Source organism: Dyadobacter sp. 3J3, assembly GCF_009801115.1.
GTDB lineage: Bacteria > Bacteroidota > Bacteroidia > Cytophagales > Spirosomataceae > Dyadobacter.
In genome coordinates this window covers 264,278-281,056 of sequence record NZ_VTOL01000009.1, presented here as the reverse complement: position 1 = coordinate 281,056, position 16,779 = coordinate 264,278, and the positions used below count along the sequence as shown (strand labels likewise).

Here is a 16,779-nt window from a genome sequence, read left to right as displayed (position 1 = left end):
TGTCTTTCAGGCTTGTAGAATAAATTTTCATAGAAGAACGATAAAACGATTTTCTTGTAGAAGTAAAACTTCCGCTTAACTTTACCCTCATAAATGAACATACACAAAGATGAAAAGTGATATAAGAACTGTTTCCCTGAAATCCTTTACCTGGACCATAACCCTGATATTAATTTTAGCCTCCTTTGTATTTATAACGCTGATTACCAATTCAAAATCCGGCACAATTCAAAATAATATTCGTGTGTTGAGAAATGGTAATGATAACTATCGCAGAATCGACACGTGCATTTCTGTTTTATATGTTGCGGAAAATAATAGCAGGTTATTTTCAGTCACTTCGGATGGAAGATTTTTGAAACGTTATACCCAACAAATGAAAACCGTTTCATCAATTCTGGATGATTTTCAGGAAGAGAAAAAAAAACAAGTTTTTTTTAACAATTTATATCTTCCGCAACTGCTTGAAAACAAGCAGACTAAAAATGAGGAGTTTATTCATTTGAAGAAGATGGTTGATGATCTTTTGTTATTTCGTCCGGAAAACAAACAGGGGGAGCTTAAAGTTACAATTCCGGTTACAAAACCTTATGTTGTCAAAACAACGACAAAAGTTGCCGAATTGGATTCCGTCACCATTGTTCCAAGACAGAAAAATAAGAAATTATGGAAAAGATTGGTAGAGGCTGTTTCAAATAAAAGTGGCGACAGCAGCGAGGTTAAAATTGCGGCTTTGAAAACCACAACGACTTTCGCGGATTCTATCGCATTGCATACAAAAAAGCCTGATGTGATAGATTTTTCAGGAAATGACAATTCTCTGGCAAAAGCAAGGCACGAACTTAACCAGGCTGAGCTGGAATTATTGGTGATCAATAATCGAATTTTTTCTAATCTTCAAGCGGCTTTGAAAGCTTTGAAAATGGAAGAAATCAAGGATGTTGAAAAATTGAGAAATTCAATTTTGGTCCAGACATCAGACAACATAACGGAGCTAGATCACTTGTGGTGGGGAAATGTAGTGATTGTTCTGATTCTGACGCTTATGATTCTCTGGAATATTTCCAGGTTGTACAAAAGCGAAAAGAAAATTATTGAGTACAGTAATCTGGCTATTGAATCAGCCAGGAAAAAAGGCGAATTTTTGTCACATGTATCGCATGAAATTCGTACTCCGTTGAATTCAATCATTGGATTTTCGCGCCAGATTGATCTTAGCAAACACCAGGAAGATTTGCAGATGAAAATCAATGCAATTAGAAATTCGTCCGACGTTTTGCTTATGCTGGTGAACGAAATACTGGATTTTTCAAAATTCGAAAGTGGTAAAATAAAACTTGTAGACCATAAGTTTTATCCGTTTGAGATGCTTGAAAATGTTACAGGCATGTTGTCTGTACTAGCTGGAAATAAAGAAATCCTTTTACATAAGCAATTTGAAATTGACGATAGCTTAATGCTTAGTGGTGATGATTTTCGTCTCAAACAAGTCATTATCAATCTTATTACCAACGCAATAAAATTTACACCGCAGAAAGGAGTAGTACATGTCCGTGCCAGATTTGATAAGATAAATGATCATCGGGGGACGTTGAAAATTTCTGTAACCGATTCAGGGGTCGGAATTGAGGATAAAAATTTGAAATTAATCTTTGAAGATTTCACACAAATTGAATCGGCAGACGAGCGGAACAGGCAGCAGGGAACTGGCCTTGGATTACCCATTTGCAAAAGAATTGTCGATTTGTTTTCAGGAGCCATCAGCGTACAAAGTGAGCCTGGGAAAGGCTCTGTTTTTAAAATTGAAATTCCTCTCGCTATGGCAGTTGAAAAAACAATGGCTACGGAAGATAGCGGTCTGACGGGTATAGGCCAACTTTTGAAAGACAAGAAGGTACTGATGGTTGACGACATCAAAATAAATCTATTGCTGCTGGGAAGGATTATGGATAAAAATGCGATTCGTTATGACCTTGCATCAGATGGGGAAGAAGCTTATCACTTGTTCAATACTTCGGATTATGACCTGATTATTACTGACGTCCAGATGCCAAAAATGGATGGGCTGCAACTAACAAAACTGGTGAGAAATGATCATAATCTCTTAAAATCGGGTATTCCAATTATTGGTTACACAGGAAACGTCGCGGACGATGATCGCTCACATTACCTGCGTATGGGGATGAATGAGCTGTTAGGGAAGCCGTTTACGGAAAGTGATCTTATTGAGGTTCTTGAGAAAGTAATTTCATAATTATTTTTATATTCACGCAACTTGTTCTTTCATCAGAACATCTTCTCATAAGCCGTGAAAAACTATAATTTAATTACTCCTATGTGTAATCGTTTTACTTTGATCATTTTTCTGTTTTTTTTAATACTCCATCAGGTCAATGCTCAAACCGGAACAGGTGTAAAGGGTATAATCAAAACCCAAAAAGGGGAACCTTTACCTTTTGCCGCTATTGTTGTTAAAGGCACAGAAATTAGCACCATTTCCAATGAGGAAGGAAAGTATCAGCTGGATTTGAAACCAGGATATTATGAGGTTATCTTCCAATATCTGGGTTTCAAAACGGGTCAGAAATCTTTTACGATTGAAAATAAAATGGAAACATTTGACCTGACGATGGAGGAGCAGGCCTATAATCTGGGCGAAGTCAGGATTGGAAATAAGGGCGAAGACCCTGCGTATACGATCATGCGGAGAGCAATTGCGAAAAGCCGTTATCATTTTTTGCAGGTTGAAAGTTATACTGCAAAAGCCTATTCCAAGTCCTCTTTTGTCATTACGGATCTTCCGCTTGAATTTCTTTATAAAAAAGAATTGAAGGAAATTGAAAAAGAAACAAACTTCAAAAAGGGCGTTCCTATTTTGAATGAAAGTGTTTCGGAAGTAACATTTCGCCAGCCTAATTCTTACAAACAGCGTGTTATTGCCGCGAGAAATAGTCAGGATAATAATTTTGCCAGCGCTAATCAGTATTTTCTTACAAGCTTTTATCAACCCGAGGTTGTGAAAGCTGTTTCGCCTTTATCGCCGCGTGCTTTTGCTTATTACAAGTTTGAATATGAAGGGAGTTTTCGGGAAAACGGTGTTGAGATTAATAAAATAAAAGTCACGCCGCGTTCCTATGGTGAAGGTGTTTACAAGGGGACAATTTACATTACTGAAAATCTGTGGAGTATTTACAGTCTCAATCTGCAAACGGTCAATACAGGTTTTAATATCGAAATAAAACAGGTTTATAGTCCGGTTCAGGGCGTTTGGATGCCTACAAATCAACAGTTTCATATCAATGGCGGGATTTATGGAATTAAGGGAAAAGGCGATCTGGTTATTTCTCAGACATTTTCGAAATTAAAAGTGAACCCCGCTTTTCAGGCTGATATTGTTGTGGTTGATGGAAAAAAGGAAAAGGATGAAGCGAAGAAAGTTGGACTTTCTAACCGTGAAATTAAAAGCCAGAAACTGGAAGAAGTGGTCAGCAAACAGAAAGAATTTTCAGCTAAGAATTTGAAAAAGCTGATGAAGGAATATGAAAAGCAGGATCTGAAAAAGAAAGAAGAAAAGGGTGAGGATATTGATATGAATTTTAGCCGGAACGATTCAACGTCAGTCGATTCTTTGGCGAACAGGAGAACGATGGCGTTCTGGGATTCAATCCGGTCGGTTCCTTTGACAGTTGCGGAAGTGAAAAGTTATACCCGACTGGATAGTCTGGTGATTATTAAGGAAGGAACCCAGGAGCAGCGAGACAGCCTGAAAGTCTCGAAAGCAGACACTACCAGGAAAAAAGGTGGTGGAGGTTTTGGTAGTTCAATTGGTGATATTTTCACTGGTCATACTTTTCGTTTGGGTAAAAAAAGTCCTTGGCGGCTGGAATATGTCAGCCCGCTTTATGGCTTGCAGGTAAATACTACTGAAGGCTGGGTACTCAACGGTGGCGGATTGAAATTGAGATACCATAAAGGTGCTCAACCCAAAAAGAATTCCGATGAAATTCATATATCGAATAATGGAGTTAAAAGAGTAACAGTTCGTGACGAGGGAACCTGGACATTTAGCGGACTAACGCGGTATTCTTTTGCAAGGGAAAAATTATTTGCGACCGGCGGTGTGGATTATGCCTGGAAAAGAAATCTGATCAATATTTCAGGTGGGAAAACGGTATCACAATTTAATCCGGAAAACCCGATGCATCCAATCCTGAATAGCTTAACGACGCTGTTTCTGGAAAGGAACTTTATCAAAATTTATGAAAAGAATTTCATTCGCCTTGATTTTAAAACAAATCAGAGAAACGAACATTTTGAATTAAAAGCGAATGTGGAATATGCGGATCGTCAGCCGCTTTCAAACCTTGGAAATACAAATCCATACCGCTGGATTGACTGGAATAAACGTTCTTTTACATCAAATGATCCCTCTAATTCGGAATTGGCAAATCAGTCTGAGACATCCAATGTTAACATGCAGCCACATCAGGCTTTGACTCTTGGCTTATCGGCCTATTATAAACCCTGGCAGAAATACAAAATCATAAAAGGAAAGACAACCTTTTATGACGATGATTCTCCAAAACTTTCTGTCAATTACCGGAAAGGAATTAAAAGTGTATTTGGCAGCGACGTTGATTTCGATTTCTTACAAATTGGAATCTCTCATGGATTTGACTTAGGTATTCGCAGCAAATTGAGTTATAAAGTGGCAGCGGGTACTTTTATAAATAGAGATTCCGTAGCCTTTCCTGACTTCCAGCACTTTGCCGGAAACCAGTTTTTCTTCCAATATGGCGATCCTGTTGGTACATTCCGGATGCTTGATTATTACAGATATAGTACATCCAAACGTTTTGTGGAAGCACATGCGCTGGCAGAATTACGCAAGTTTTTGTTAACGCAAATAACCTGGTTCCGTGTGTTGGGAATCAAAGAAAATTTCTTCGCACATTACCTGGCCACGCCTGATTCAAACAATTACGGAGAATTGGGTTACGCTTTGGATGTCGGTATTCGCTTCCCGTTCCGCGTAGAAGTGGCCAATAGTTTTGAAGGGTTTAAGTATAAACACACGGTTTTCCGGATCGGGACGACGATGAATTTTTCTTTAGGGAAGAAGTAGGGTGGAGAAAGTAATAATCGTTTTGGGAATGGATTCCCGAAAAGTGTCAACTTTTTAGGAATTTATTCCCAAAAAGTTGACTTTTCATTTACATTTTCTGAATAAACATGGTTTTTAAAACCATAACCGTTCTTTCCACTTTGCCTTCAATTTCTTCTGCATCGTCGGTCAGACGAATATTTTTTACCACGGTTCCTCTTTTCAACGTTGTCGACGAACCCTTAACTTTTAAATCCTTAATCAGTTTTACAGAATCGCCATCTGCAAGCAGTGTTCCGTTACCATCTTTAACTTCCATGACTTGTTTTTTACTATTCGAATATTGTTTAACAGGGCCAAAGGTAGACAAAAGGACTAATATTGATTGGTTCAGCTAATTGGCGTGTGGAAAAACTGACGAAGATCATAATTCCAAAAGAAAAGCTGCTTCCATAGACGGAAACAGCTTTCTTGATTTATAACCTAAAAGACTTACTAAGCGTCCAAAGCCTCACGAAGTTCTTTCGCAGCAGCGGCCGGATCAGCTGCGCCATAAATAGCAGCACCTGCAACGGCCACTTTCACACCCGAAGCTTTCACCGCGGCGATGTTGCTCAACTTAACACCACCCGCGATTGAAACCGGTACACCAGCACGGGAAGCTTCGTCGATCAAAACCTGGATTGAATATCCTGGCTGTGCTTGTTCGTCCAAACCTGCGTGTAGTTCTACAAATTCTACACCCAAAGCGATCACTTCCTGAGCACGTTTTACACGATCCAAAACACCGATTGTATCTACTACAACACCTTTTCCATGTTTTTTGGCAGATTTAACGGCACCGATAATCGTTGCGTCACCTGTTGCTCCAAGGATTGTGATCAAGTCCGCACCTGCACCGAAAGCCATATCAGCTTCCAGTTCACCTGCGTCTGCTGTTTTGAAATCAGCAAAAACCAGTTTGTCCGGAAATGCTTTTTTCATCGCTGTAATCACAGCCAAACCTTCACTTTTGATCAAAGGCGTACCCAATTCAATAATATCGATATAAGGAGCAACTTTTGTTGCCAAGGCGATTGCGTCTTCTGTTGTCAATAAATCTATTGCGACTTGTAACTTAACCATGGTTGTATTGTTTATTTAATTATAAATTATTGGTATTCAATTGTTAATGTAATACTATTCAAGATTGGCGTGACGCTTCCAAAGTTCTTCTGCTGGTGTTCCGTCCAGTTTCCATAAAGTTTGTATGAGCGCATCAGCTAGAAGTAATACGGATTGTTCAAATAAACTTCCGGCATATTGTTTGGAAATATTACCACCGTGATCTTCCTTTTGAGCTGCCGGAAGAATAGAAACATGACTGGATAATTTTGCCAAAGGGGAATCCAGAGTTGTAGAAATTGTGATCACTTTTGCATTCGCAGAAACAGCTTTTTCGGCTGCTTTAACAATACTGCTGGTAGTTCCGGAACCAGAACCGGCGATTAATAAATCATTTGTTCCGATCGATGGCGTTACAGTTTCACCAACTACAAAAACCGTAAATCCTAAATGCATCAAACGCATAGCAGTTGCTTTCAAAGCTAATCCCGTTCTTCCCGCACCTACGATAAAAATCCTTTCAGCATTTTGAATAAAGGGAATCATATCGGCAACCTGATCAAAATCAATCTGACTTGCCAGCCTCTTATTTTCTTCCAGAATCATCATCATATTCGTCTGAATATCAGATGCCAAATCAATATTTATTGCAGAATTCGTCATCTCACTTACCCTTTATTGAAATCCTGAAAAATCCCGATCATCAGGAAAATCCTGTAAATCGAGATCACAAAGGTACCGGGACGCGTCTTCGAACACGTTACACAATCAGCGCGATATGTTGGACTATTTGCTAATGAATATTTAATCGATTGCATAATTTGCTAATTTTGGTGTCTAATTCGGAATATGACATGAACAGTGATATTTCGAAGACTTTTTAAAAGTGGAAAGAAATGGAAGAAACCAAACTTAGCGTTGAGTTAAATAAAACGTTGATTTATATAAGGAGTCTGGATAATTGTCCACCAAGTTATCTTAACGATCCAAGCAGAAAGGAATTCTTTGAGATTGTCTGGCTGAAAAATGAAAATGCGCTTCACACTGTGAAAGGCGACGAATTATTGAAGGGCGACTGGATATATTTAATTCCTCCTTACCGCGTACATCAGCTTAACAAAGCAGGGAAAAACGGTATTTTATTATCTTTTAAAAGAGATATTCTGGATGATGATGTGAAGGAATTTTTGCTGGATGTTTTCAAGATTTTTAACATTCAGGGAGAGTTTTCCTGCTTGCAGATCAATGACGAAACGGCTGAGCAATTAGGGAAAGTATATCAATTACTGGAAGAAGAATATCAGCGGGAAAATAATAGTCTTGTGATTATTAAAGCATTACTGAAAGTATTTTTGCTGCAACTGGTTCGTATCAAAGAGCACAACTTCACTGTGCAGGACATTAATCAAAAGCGGGTTTATGAGTTTATGGTTTTGCTGGAAATGAATTATCAGCAGGTTAGAAACACAGATTTTTATGCAGGTAAACTGGGAATAAGTTCGAAACGTTTGAATCAGATTTTGAAAGAAAAACTGGATAAAACGGGTATGCAATTAATTCATGACCGGATTATTCTGGAAGCAAAACGTCAGATTATCCATAGTGAAAATACGATTAAAGAGATTTCGTACGATTTGGGATTCACTGACCGACCTTATTTTAGTCGGTTTTTTAAACAACATACCGGATTATCGCCGGAGCAATTTCAGAATGAAGCGAAGGCGCATATCGTTACCAAATTCAATACGTTATTCTGAGTGGCTAACATCACCTCTCAGAATAATTTTATCAGGCGTTGGATAGTCAAGTAATTTGGTGAAATCAACTTTCCAGAAATCAAGATCGAGTAAGTGATTTTTATCGTCTTTGGTCAAAGTGATAACAACCGGAGTTTCATCGGAATCAACATATTCAACCTGAATAAGATCTCCTGCATAAGCGGAAACGTCACCACCCAGACTGATACTTCCCATCTTTCCGTCTTCATATTCGTCAACATACTCATCGACAGGATATTCTTCCGGGTTTAGATTTAACTGTGCCAAAAGAAATGCGATCAAATCTTTTTCGTTTTGCCGGATAGGTCTTTTCTCTTTCATTGTTATTAAATCTTAAAATCTGACAGTCCATAGCCGACTGCCCGGTCAGGCTAACTTTTTATCTTTGTTTCTCCACTGTTCTGCCTTTTTACCGACAAACCAGAAAGAGACCGCAAGTATTGCAAAGAAAATTCCTTTGTTGGTCCTATCCCAGAAATATTCGAAGTATCGGGTGTAAATATTTAATAGAAAAAATATAAGGCAGGAATCTCTCAAAACGTCGTTTTTTACCTGAAATGCATATGCAGTAAGTGCTCCCAAAACAATGGTATAGCCCACAGCCCAATACCAAAGTGTTCCCTGGCGAATAACCGTCCAGCGGCTCAGATCATCATAATTTCCAAAAATAGAAAGTGTCCAGGCGGCTAGCAGAAAAAGGAATAAGCCAATGGAATAGGTGACAGGAGTAAAGGATTTAAGCAAATTTATTTTATCGACACCCCACGAAAGTGACCAGATGACAAGCCCGAAAATGGTCATGTTTAGAGGATAATTCATTCCGGCAAAACGCCAGTTGCCACCGGTCCAAAAGTATGTTTGTGCTCCCCACCAGCCCGCGAGCGTCAAAAGCATAACCGTCCATAAAAGTTGAGAATTCAGATATGCTGCGCTTATAAAATAGGCAACGGCCGCAATCAGTAAAGGTCGGGCATAATTGCCATCAAAATAAGCAAAACTACGTGTCCAGTACGCAATGGCGATGGCGACGCTCAAAATAATCGTGATCGTATACGTTTCATTGCTTGCCTTGGCTGTTGGGTATTTAAGTTTTCTTCTTTTCGCTAAAATAATGAAAGCGACGGCCAGTAATGAAAATCCTATGCCAACAATCGTTTCAGAAAAACCCCACTTATTACGTAATAATTCTATCCATTTTTCATCAATAACCAGCGCGCCAAAAGCTAGTAAACCACAGGAAACCGCTGATATGAAGGCATACCAGGTTATGGTGTCCACATTGGAATTACGAAGCTCATAGCTGTTGCGCAAATCCTCAGCAAGTTCCGGCGATATCTTTTTTGTTTCCTGCCAAAAGTTGATTGCATTGTTGATAACCGCTGCTTCTTTCTTTTCTAATTCCATTTAGTTGATGATGAGGTTTACTTCAAAGGATATTGTTTTGTACCCGATAGTATTTTCAAATATACCTGTTTTAATTTTTTATTATGAATATCGTGCCGGTTTTGGAAAGTTGATTTTTGGGTTTTTAGTTAGAGTGGTTACAAAAGAAAAAGAGAAGTCAAGTTTTCGAAACTTGACTTCTCTAATGCCTATCAAAATATTTCAATTATCTATTTCAACCCCGACAAAAACTCAACAACGTCCCGGATTTCTCTTTTGGACATGATTGAACCCATCGGAGGCATACTTGATGGAACGTTATCACGTTTTGCAATTCTGGCAACCGGGATTTTTAAAGGTTCAGCTTCGGAAGTTTTTAGGACCAGTTCATGGGCGTTTTCTTCCATCAGAATTCCCGCTGCTGTTTGTCCGTCCTTTAATGTTAACACCACCATACCAAAACCCGGAGATAATCTTGCACTTGGCTCGACTAGCGCTTGCAGGATTTGTTCTCTACTCAATGTTGAGCCAATTTTGGAAAGTGATGGTCCAACTGCTCCGCCCTGGCCGCCAATTGAATGACATCTTGCACATTCTGCTTGTGAACTCGTCATAAAATATCTGCGTCCAAGCATTGCATTTCCTCCATAAAGTGATTCCTGATAGTCAGCAACCGTAGTTCCGGTAGAACGCATAGGAGCCATTTTAGCAATTAATGAACTTGATTTTGTAGAATCGATCGCTTCACCAAGATCAAGAGCCAATGTATTTGGAAGGTCTTTTGAAGCCATTTTGCTAATCAAACCGTCAAAAATTGTTTCTGTTTTTGCAACCGGTAATCCACCCAAAACGCGTAACATTTGCTGTTGTTCTTTGATACTTCCTTTTTCAAAAATCGTTTTGGAAATATCAGAAAGTGTTTCCTTTGACATCGAAACGCTGCTCACCAAAGCCAAGGCCGAGGTACGAACATCAGCATCCGGATCAGTCATCCCCTTTTTCATTACCGTTTCCATTTCTGAATATTTCAGGTCATGCAAAGCAGTAAGCATAGCTGCTCTCACTTTTGGATTTTTGCTGTCATCAAGGATTTTAGCCAGCGCCGCATTGTTTTCAGAAATTTTAAGCTCGCTTACCAATTGAGACGTTGCAATTAAAATAGCCGCATCGTCTTCTTGCAGCAAGCTACTGATCTGAGGTTTTATTTTCGTTTTGACAATTTCTGGATTCCTGGTAATGACGCCACGGTAACGACCGTCAACGCGATCCAGGACAGAAGGATTAGCCCAAGTTCCCAAAGTTGCCAATGCTTCTGCTCTCAACTCGTTACTCACATCTTTTCTTTTCGCAAAAGCGATCAGGTTATCCAATTGCTCATCACCGCCAACGCGCAAGGACGCATTGATCGCACGACGCAACAAAGGCTCAGAAGTAAATCTTTTCTCTTTCAAAATAGCCGCCAAGGCAGGTAAGGCTGGCATAATAGATAGATCGTCATTGATTGCACGAGCTGCTTCCGTTACGATATATTCATCTTTATCCTGTAAAAACAAACTTACTTTTTCGTTGCTCAAACGGCGTAATACCAAAACCGCAGCAGTACGAAGTGATTTATCAGGATTGTTGGCAAGTGCAACAATTGGCTCCACTTCGCCGATACGGGAAAGTGCCAGAACTGCCGCATGTCTCAAATAAAGATCCTCATCTTTATTCGTTTTGATCATATCAAGCAAAGCGGTAACGGCTTGTTTTTCTTTGATACGACCCAATGCCTGTGCACCAAAAAATTTGACACGGGGATTTTTGTCGGTTAATAAAGGAATTAATAACGGACCCGCTTCCGCAATTTTAGCATCACCCAGAACCTTTGCGGCTTGTGCAATAATTTCTGAATCAGAGTCTTTCAACAACGTAAACAAGGTATTGGCGTAAGCTTTATCCTGTCTTGCTAATTGTCCGATGCCCCAGATTCCATGAATTCGAGCCAATTGATTTCCGGTTGCTGTAATCGCTTTATTTAATTCAACCGCACCTTTTGTACCACGCGAAGCCAGTTCAAATTGCGCTTTCAAACGAATACGCATATCCTGATTTGATAACAAAGTATACAACATCGACTCAGGCTGTTTGGTGTAATCCAGCTGCATCAAACGTTTCGTTTCAAGTCTTAATGCTTTCAGATCATTTTTGCTGTCTGTAACATCAAGTCTCCAAACGCGACCGTAATTTTTAGTATCCCAGCCGTTAATCCAGTCGGCTACGTATAGTGCGCCATCCGGACCGAAACGAATACCGGTTGGCAGGATTCCGTTCAAAATATTTTTTTCTCCATCCAATACGAAAGAGGCACCTTTTGGTTTTAAACCAAATGACCAGATTGGCGAGCGTGCGGGGTTTCCTACAAATTCAACCAGGAAAAATTTGTTTTTCCATTCCGATCCCAAAGCCGTTCCCGGATTGTACTGCATACCCGTTGGGCCATTGTGGAAATTCTGGATAGGCGGGATGATGTATGCTGCCTGGCCTTCCCAATGTGGCACATATAATTTTTCATCCATCCATACTTTATAGCTGTTGTTTTTTGGATCAGTATACTTTCCATACTGCCAGTTCGAACGCCAGCCAGCATCGGAACCTTCAACTACGTGAACCAAACGCTCGCTTTCGCCAGGATGGTCGCCGTCGTTATCAGAACTTATAAGGTTGCCATATTCGTCAAAAACGAATTCGTGTGTATTTCTCAAACCACCAGCAAAAACCTCAAAATCTGTTCCGTCCGGATTTGATCTTGCGATAATTCCTTCGTTAGGACGTTTGAAATTTTCACCTTCTTTGGTCGTAATGTTTGCACCGATATCACCAATGTTCCAGTAGATTTTCCCATCGGGTCCTTCAATCGGATTTGACATTCCGTGGCCGCCAAAACCGATATGCACACCATAACCGTGGCTGATCGATGTTTTCTGGTCAAGAATTCCATCGCCGTTCGTATCTTTCAATCTCCATACATCGGGGGCGATCGCTATGAAAGTATCCTGTGCGCGAACAAGTAAACCACCCGCAACATCGGAAACTTCATCAAAGAAATCACTTAAAATACGCATCGAAACATCAGCAATACCGTCGTTGTCCGTATCTTCCAAACGCCATACTTCGTCTTTTTCAACGGTAAGATCTTTCCAGTCGTGAGAACCGTCACCGTTCAGATCTTTCAGCCATTCGTTTTCCTTGCTTTTTGACGGATCAAAAGTGCTGCGTAAAAATGCCCTGCGATCTTCAACGGATTGCAGCGCGATGGAAGATGTCATCCAGTTACGGTGTCCGCGGATATCAAATTCCGAGTTTTTTTGTCTGTTTGTTCTGTTCAGATAAACCCTTCCTTTATCATCAATAGATATGGCTACCGGATCCGGAGCCAGGGAATCCGAGGCCCAAAGATCAAGTTTTAATCCGTCGGCCAGTTTAATTACTGTGTTGTCACGAATCTCCTTAGCTCTGGCTTTTCCCGTAGCTGCGTCCTCTTTGATAACCATCGGTTTGCTGGAAATCTTGGTGGTCGATGGAGCCATTTTCATACAGGAAACAACCACAATTGCAGTGAAGGCAAGAATCGGAATTGGTTTTAGTAAAAAGTTTTTAGGGGTCATCAGGTTGAATTACTTTTTGGTATGGATTTTAAAAGTAAGAAAAGCGAATTTTTTACCCATGGAAATTCATATTAAACGCAGAGTTAGCGGAGTTTTCGCAGAGTACTGTGAGTTTTTTTTACGAATAAAGTAAAGCTCCCTGAACTCAGCGCATAACTCCCTAAACTCTGCGTTTAAAAATTGACTATTTTTGCAGAAATTAAATCCTCAGCACATTGGCCTGGTATCATACATATTTTGAAGGTTTGCCACAGAAGGCATGGAAGTTAAATCAGGACGAAGAATATACTGAATTTGAAGTTGATTTTTTACGTGATACCCTTGATTTAAAAGAAGGAAATAAAGTTTTGGATGTGATGGCAGGTTACGGTCGCCATGCTTTGCCGCTTGCAGATCAGGGAATGGAGCTTACCTGTGTGGATTTGTCAAAAGAATATTGTGAAGAATTGGGAAAGATCGCCGCTCAGGAAAATCTTTCTGTGGAAGTGATTTGTGAAGATGTTCTGGCAGTTTCTTTTGAAGCCGGATCCTTTGATGCTGCCTATTGTTTTGGAAATAGTTTCAGCTTTTTTCCTCGTGAGGACATGCAGAAATTCCTGCAAAAGATTTCTGATCTGTTAATTCCGGGTGGGCAGTTTGCTATTCATACTGAAAATCTTGCTGAGAGTATTTTTCCAAATTATCAGATTAGAAACTGGATGCCTGTTGAGGGATATATCGTATATCTTTCTCAGAATGAGTATTTTACCGAGGAAGGTTATATTGAATCGGAGCAGACTTTTATTTCAGGTACAGAGAAGGTGACGCATACTGTTCGTCAGCATATTTATACCCTTGCCGAACTCAAATTTATGTTTGAATCTGCCGGTCTTAAAGTTGTTGGCGCTTTTGGAAATCTGGAAGCTGATCCTTTTATGTTAGGAGACGAACAATTATATCTTGTTGCCAGAAAATTGTAATGCTTAATGCGGGAGTCTGGAACGTAACAATCCATAAGTCCAGGTTCCTGCAATTGCACTAAGCAAGGTTATTATTACAACCAGAAAACCGCTTCCAATCTGTGCAAATAACGGCCCCGGACAAGCGCCTGTAATGGCCCAGCCTAAGCCGAACAAAAACCCTCCATAAATCTGTCCTTTATTAAATTGCTTTGGTGGTACGCTAACGGTTTCTCCGCTGATCGTTTTGATATTAAATCGTTTAATGATTTGCATCGAAATCAATCCAATAATAACAGCCAAGCCAATCACGCCATACATATGAAAGGAATCTAAGCGGAACATTTCCTGAATCCTGAACCAGGATACGATTTCAGCTTTTACAAAAACGATTCCGAAAAATACGCCAACGATCAGGTATTTCAAATTACCAATAAAATTCTCCGTTTTCGACTGCTGATTAGTACCGTCAAAAGTGTCAATGTCTTTATCTAAAAGATCAATTTCGGCGGTAGAATTACTTTTAATTGTTGCCATATTGTAATGAATTAATATTTGTTTGCAAATAGTTTAGCTGACTAAATTCAATAACCAGGGCAATAATATCCAGGTAGAAAAGAAACCGCCGACCATGAAAAATATCGTAGCCACTAACGATGGCCATTGCAAATTGGAAAGCCCCATGATAGCATGACCCGACGTGCAGCCACCGGCATAACGTGTACCAAAACCGACCAAAAATCCTCCCAAAACGAAAAATATCAGGCCTTTCAGAGACAGAATGTTTTCTGCCGAGAATATATCTGTGGGCATTAATCCCGAAAAGTCAGTAATTCCCAATTGGCTTAAACTGGCTTTTGTAGATTCAGCCACGATCAAAGAATCCGGATTTGTCAGCAGATAAGTAGCAACAAAACCACCCAGCGTTATTCCTGCAACGAAAAATAAATTCCAGGTTTCTTTTTTCCAGTCATATTTAAAAAAAGAAATGTTCGCCGGAATAACGGCGGCACAGATATGGCGTAAAGATGAAGAAATTCCAAAGGATTTATTGCCAAGCAAAAGCAAAATGGGTACTGTAAAACCAATAAGCGGGCCTGCAATATACCACGGCCATGGTTTGCTGATGAGTTCGAAGATTTCCATAGATTAATGTTGATATTATTGCATTCCCTTAAGTTAGAGATTTATCAGATTATTTGTTCCGAAACCTGAATATTAACAGGAGGCTCCTAAGGAGCCACGGTATTTGTTCGTCATCTTTGGAGCTATAAACAGGAAGCCCTTATCGGGCTCATTACTAACACATTCTATTAATTCAGCCCGGTAAGGGCTTCCTGTTTATAGAAATTATGGTTGAATAAGATGGCCCGGCTCCTTAGGAGCCTCCTGTTCTGGCTACGAATTAGTTGAGATTCAATAATGTCAAAACTAATTCACAATCACTTCCGTCTTCTGAATAGCACCATAACCACCTTCAATATTAACAACATCATCAAAACCTCTCGATTTTAAAATAGACGCAGCGATCATGGAGCGGTAACCACCTGCACAATGCACATAAAGCGTTTCATTTTTTGATAAGGCAGTCATACTTTCGTTAATGGTATCCAAAGGAATATTTTCGGCACCATCCACATGCCCGGCTTCAAATTCATCCGGTTTTCTGACATCAATAACTTTGATTTCGCCTTCGTTATACCGTTCAGCAAATTCCTGCGCTGGCAGAGAAGTCACCATATCAATTTCTTTTCCTGATTTTTTCCAGACATCAAATCCGCCATTCAGATAGCCAATGGCATAATCATATCCAACTCTGGCCAGACGAGTCACCACTTCCTCTTCGCGTCCGGGATCTGTCACCAGCAAAATATTTTGTTTCAAATCCGGGATAAGCGCGCCAACCCATGGAGCAAAACCGCCGTCAATACCGATGTTGATTGAATTTGGAATAAAACCTTTGGCAAAATCATCTGCCTTTCGGGTATCTAAAATTAAAGCACTGGTTTGGTTTGCCTTGGTTTCAAAAGCATCCGGAGATAAAGCGTGATCACCGCGCTCCAACACATCATCGATACTTTCATAACCATCACGATTCATTTTCACATTTTCAGGAAAATATTGCGGCGGCTCGGTCAACCCGGTTGTCACTTCTTTAATAAATTCCTCTTTCGTCATATCCGCACGAAGCGCATAATTGAATTTTTTCTGATTGCCCAAAGAATCGCTCGTTTCTTTGCTCATACTTTTTCCACAAGCTGAGCCTGCACCATGCGCCGGATAGACGGTCAGGTCATCAGGCAACGTCATGATTTTTGTGCGCAAACTATCAAACAGAATTCCGGCCAGATCATCCTGGGTAATTTCTCCGTTTTGCGCAAGATCAGGGCGTCCAACATCACCGATGAAAAGGGTATCACCACTGAAAAGCGCAATTTCTTTTCCATTTTGATCCGATAATAAATAACAGGCAGATTCCATGGTATGACCTGGCGTGTGAAGCACTTTTATTGAAATATCACCCAGTTTAAAAACTTCACCATCCGTAGCAATATGCGCTTTGAAACCGGTTTTTGCTTTTGGTCCATAGACAATTTCTGCTCCCGTTTTTTCAGCCAGATCAATATGTCCAGAAACAAAATCAGCATGGAAATGCGTTTCAAAAACGTATTTGATCTTCAAATTCGACTTCGCAGCTTTTTCAATGTATGGCGCTACCTCACGCAAAGGATCAATCACAGCGGCTTCACCATTGGAAGAGATAAAATAGGCTCCCTGTGCCAGACAGCCGGTATATATTTGTTCGATCTTCATCATAATCATTT

At 40.0% G+C, this 16,779-nt stretch carries 13 protein-coding genes; 4 read left to right on the top strand and 9 right to left on the bottom strand.

Going from position 1 to position 16,779, the window contains the following annotated elements:
• The first annotated feature begins 109 nt into the window (after positions 1 to 109).
• Both FZF08_RS20580 and FZF08_RS20575 read left to right on the top strand, forming a co-directional pair.
• Positions 110 to 2,254, top strand: coding sequence for an ATP-binding protein (locus FZF08_RS20580; protein ID WP_159472529.1), 2,145 nt, complete (start codon positions 110 to 112; stop codon positions 2,252 to 2,254).
• 81 nt (positions 2,255 to 2,335) lie between these two features.
• Positions 2,336 to 5,125 carry a DUF5686 and carboxypeptidase regulatory-like domain-containing protein gene (locus tag FZF08_RS20575; RefSeq protein ID WP_159472526.1) on the top strand — a complete coding sequence of 930 codons (2,790 nt, stop codon included), beginning with the start codon at positions 2,336 to 2,338 and terminating at the stop codon, positions 5,123 to 5,125.
• A gap of 88 nt (positions 5,126 to 5,213) precedes the next feature.
• On the opposite strand, the gene FZF08_RS20570 is transcribed toward FZF08_RS20575, so the two are convergent.
• From FZF08_RS20570 to hxlB, 3 genes are all read right to left on the bottom strand, one after another.
• Complete coding sequence (locus FZF08_RS20570) at positions 5,214 to 5,423, bottom strand: alkylphosphonate utilization protein (RefSeq protein WP_159472523.1); 210 nt, start codon at positions 5,421 to 5,423, stop codon at positions 5,214 to 5,216.
• Positions 5,424 to 5,599: 176 nt separating this feature from the next.
• Positions 5,600 to 6,229: a 3-hexulose-6-phosphate synthase gene (gene hxlA / locus FZF08_RS20565; protein WP_137339215.1), complete on the bottom strand. Its 630-nt coding sequence runs from the start codon at positions 6,227 to 6,229 to the stop codon at positions 5,600 to 5,602.
• A 54-nt stretch (positions 6,230 to 6,283) separates the two neighbouring features.
• Positions 6,284 to 6,871, bottom strand: a complete 588-nt coding sequence (gene hxlB, locus FZF08_RS20560) for a 6-phospho-3-hexuloisomerase (RefSeq protein WP_159472520.1) — start codon at positions 6,869 to 6,871, stop codon at positions 6,284 to 6,286.
• A 233-nt stretch (positions 6,872 to 7,104) separates the two neighbouring features.
• Here hxlB and FZF08_RS20555 point away from each other — a divergent pair, with 233 nt between their 5' ends.
• On the top strand, positions 7,105 to 7,965 hold the full coding sequence (locus FZF08_RS20555) for a helix-turn-helix domain-containing protein (protein ID WP_159472517.1): 861 nt from the start codon (positions 7,105 to 7,107) through the stop codon (positions 7,963 to 7,965).
• Here FZF08_RS20555 and FZF08_RS20550 read toward each other — a convergent pair.
• The 3 genes from FZF08_RS20550 to FZF08_RS20540 form a co-directional block, all read right to left on the bottom strand.
• The gene (locus tag FZF08_RS20550; RefSeq protein ID WP_159472514.1) at positions 7,957 to 8,307 is read right to left on the bottom strand and encodes a DUF6984 family protein; all 351 of its coding nucleotides are present in this window, start codon (positions 8,305 to 8,307) and stop codon (positions 7,957 to 7,959) included. The two genes, FZF08_RS20555 and FZF08_RS20550, sit on opposite strands and share 9 nt — an antisense overlap.
• Before the next feature lie 45 nt (positions 8,308 to 8,352).
• Positions 8,353 to 9,390, bottom strand: a complete 1,038-nt coding sequence (locus FZF08_RS20545) for a hypothetical protein (RefSeq protein WP_159472511.1) — start codon at positions 9,388 to 9,390, stop codon at positions 8,353 to 8,355.
• A gap of 209 nt (positions 9,391 to 9,599) precedes the next feature.
• A complete protein-coding gene (locus FZF08_RS20540) occupies positions 9,600 to 13,016 on the bottom strand; it encodes a HEAT repeat domain-containing protein (RefSeq protein WP_159472508.1) in 3,417 nt (1,138 codons plus the stop codon).
• Positions 13,017 to 13,231: 215 nt separating this feature from the next.
• On the opposite strand from FZF08_RS20540, the gene FZF08_RS20535 reads away from it, so the two are divergent.
• Positions 13,232 to 13,975 carry a class I SAM-dependent methyltransferase gene (locus FZF08_RS20535; protein WP_159472505.1) on the top strand — a complete coding sequence of 248 codons (744 nt, stop codon included), beginning with the start codon at positions 13,232 to 13,234 and terminating at the stop codon, positions 13,973 to 13,975.
• Positions 13,976 to 13,978: 3 nt separating this feature from the next.
• Here FZF08_RS20535 and FZF08_RS20530 read toward each other — a convergent pair whose 3' ends face one another.
• The 3 genes from FZF08_RS20530 to FZF08_RS20520 all read right to left on the bottom strand — a co-directional run bounded on the left by FZF08_RS20530 (position 13,979) and on the right by FZF08_RS20520 (position 16,768).
• Positions 13,979 to 14,491, bottom strand: coding sequence for a DUF6691 family protein (locus tag FZF08_RS20530; RefSeq protein WP_200837137.1), 513 nt, complete (start codon positions 14,489 to 14,491; stop codon positions 13,979 to 13,981).
• A 33-nt stretch (positions 14,492 to 14,524) separates the two neighbouring features.
• Positions 14,525 to 15,100 (bottom strand): YeeE/YedE family protein, encoded by a 576-nt coding sequence (locus FZF08_RS20525; protein WP_159472502.1) that lies wholly within the window; start codon positions 15,098 to 15,100, stop codon positions 14,525 to 14,527.
• A 285-nt stretch (positions 15,101 to 15,385) separates the two neighbouring features.
• Positions 15,386 to 16,768 carry a rhodanese-like domain-containing protein gene (locus tag FZF08_RS20520; protein ID WP_159472809.1) on the bottom strand — a complete coding sequence of 461 codons (1,383 nt, stop codon included), beginning with the start codon at positions 16,766 to 16,768 and terminating at the stop codon, positions 15,386 to 15,388.
• Positions 16,769 to 16,779 lie beyond the last annotated feature (11 nt).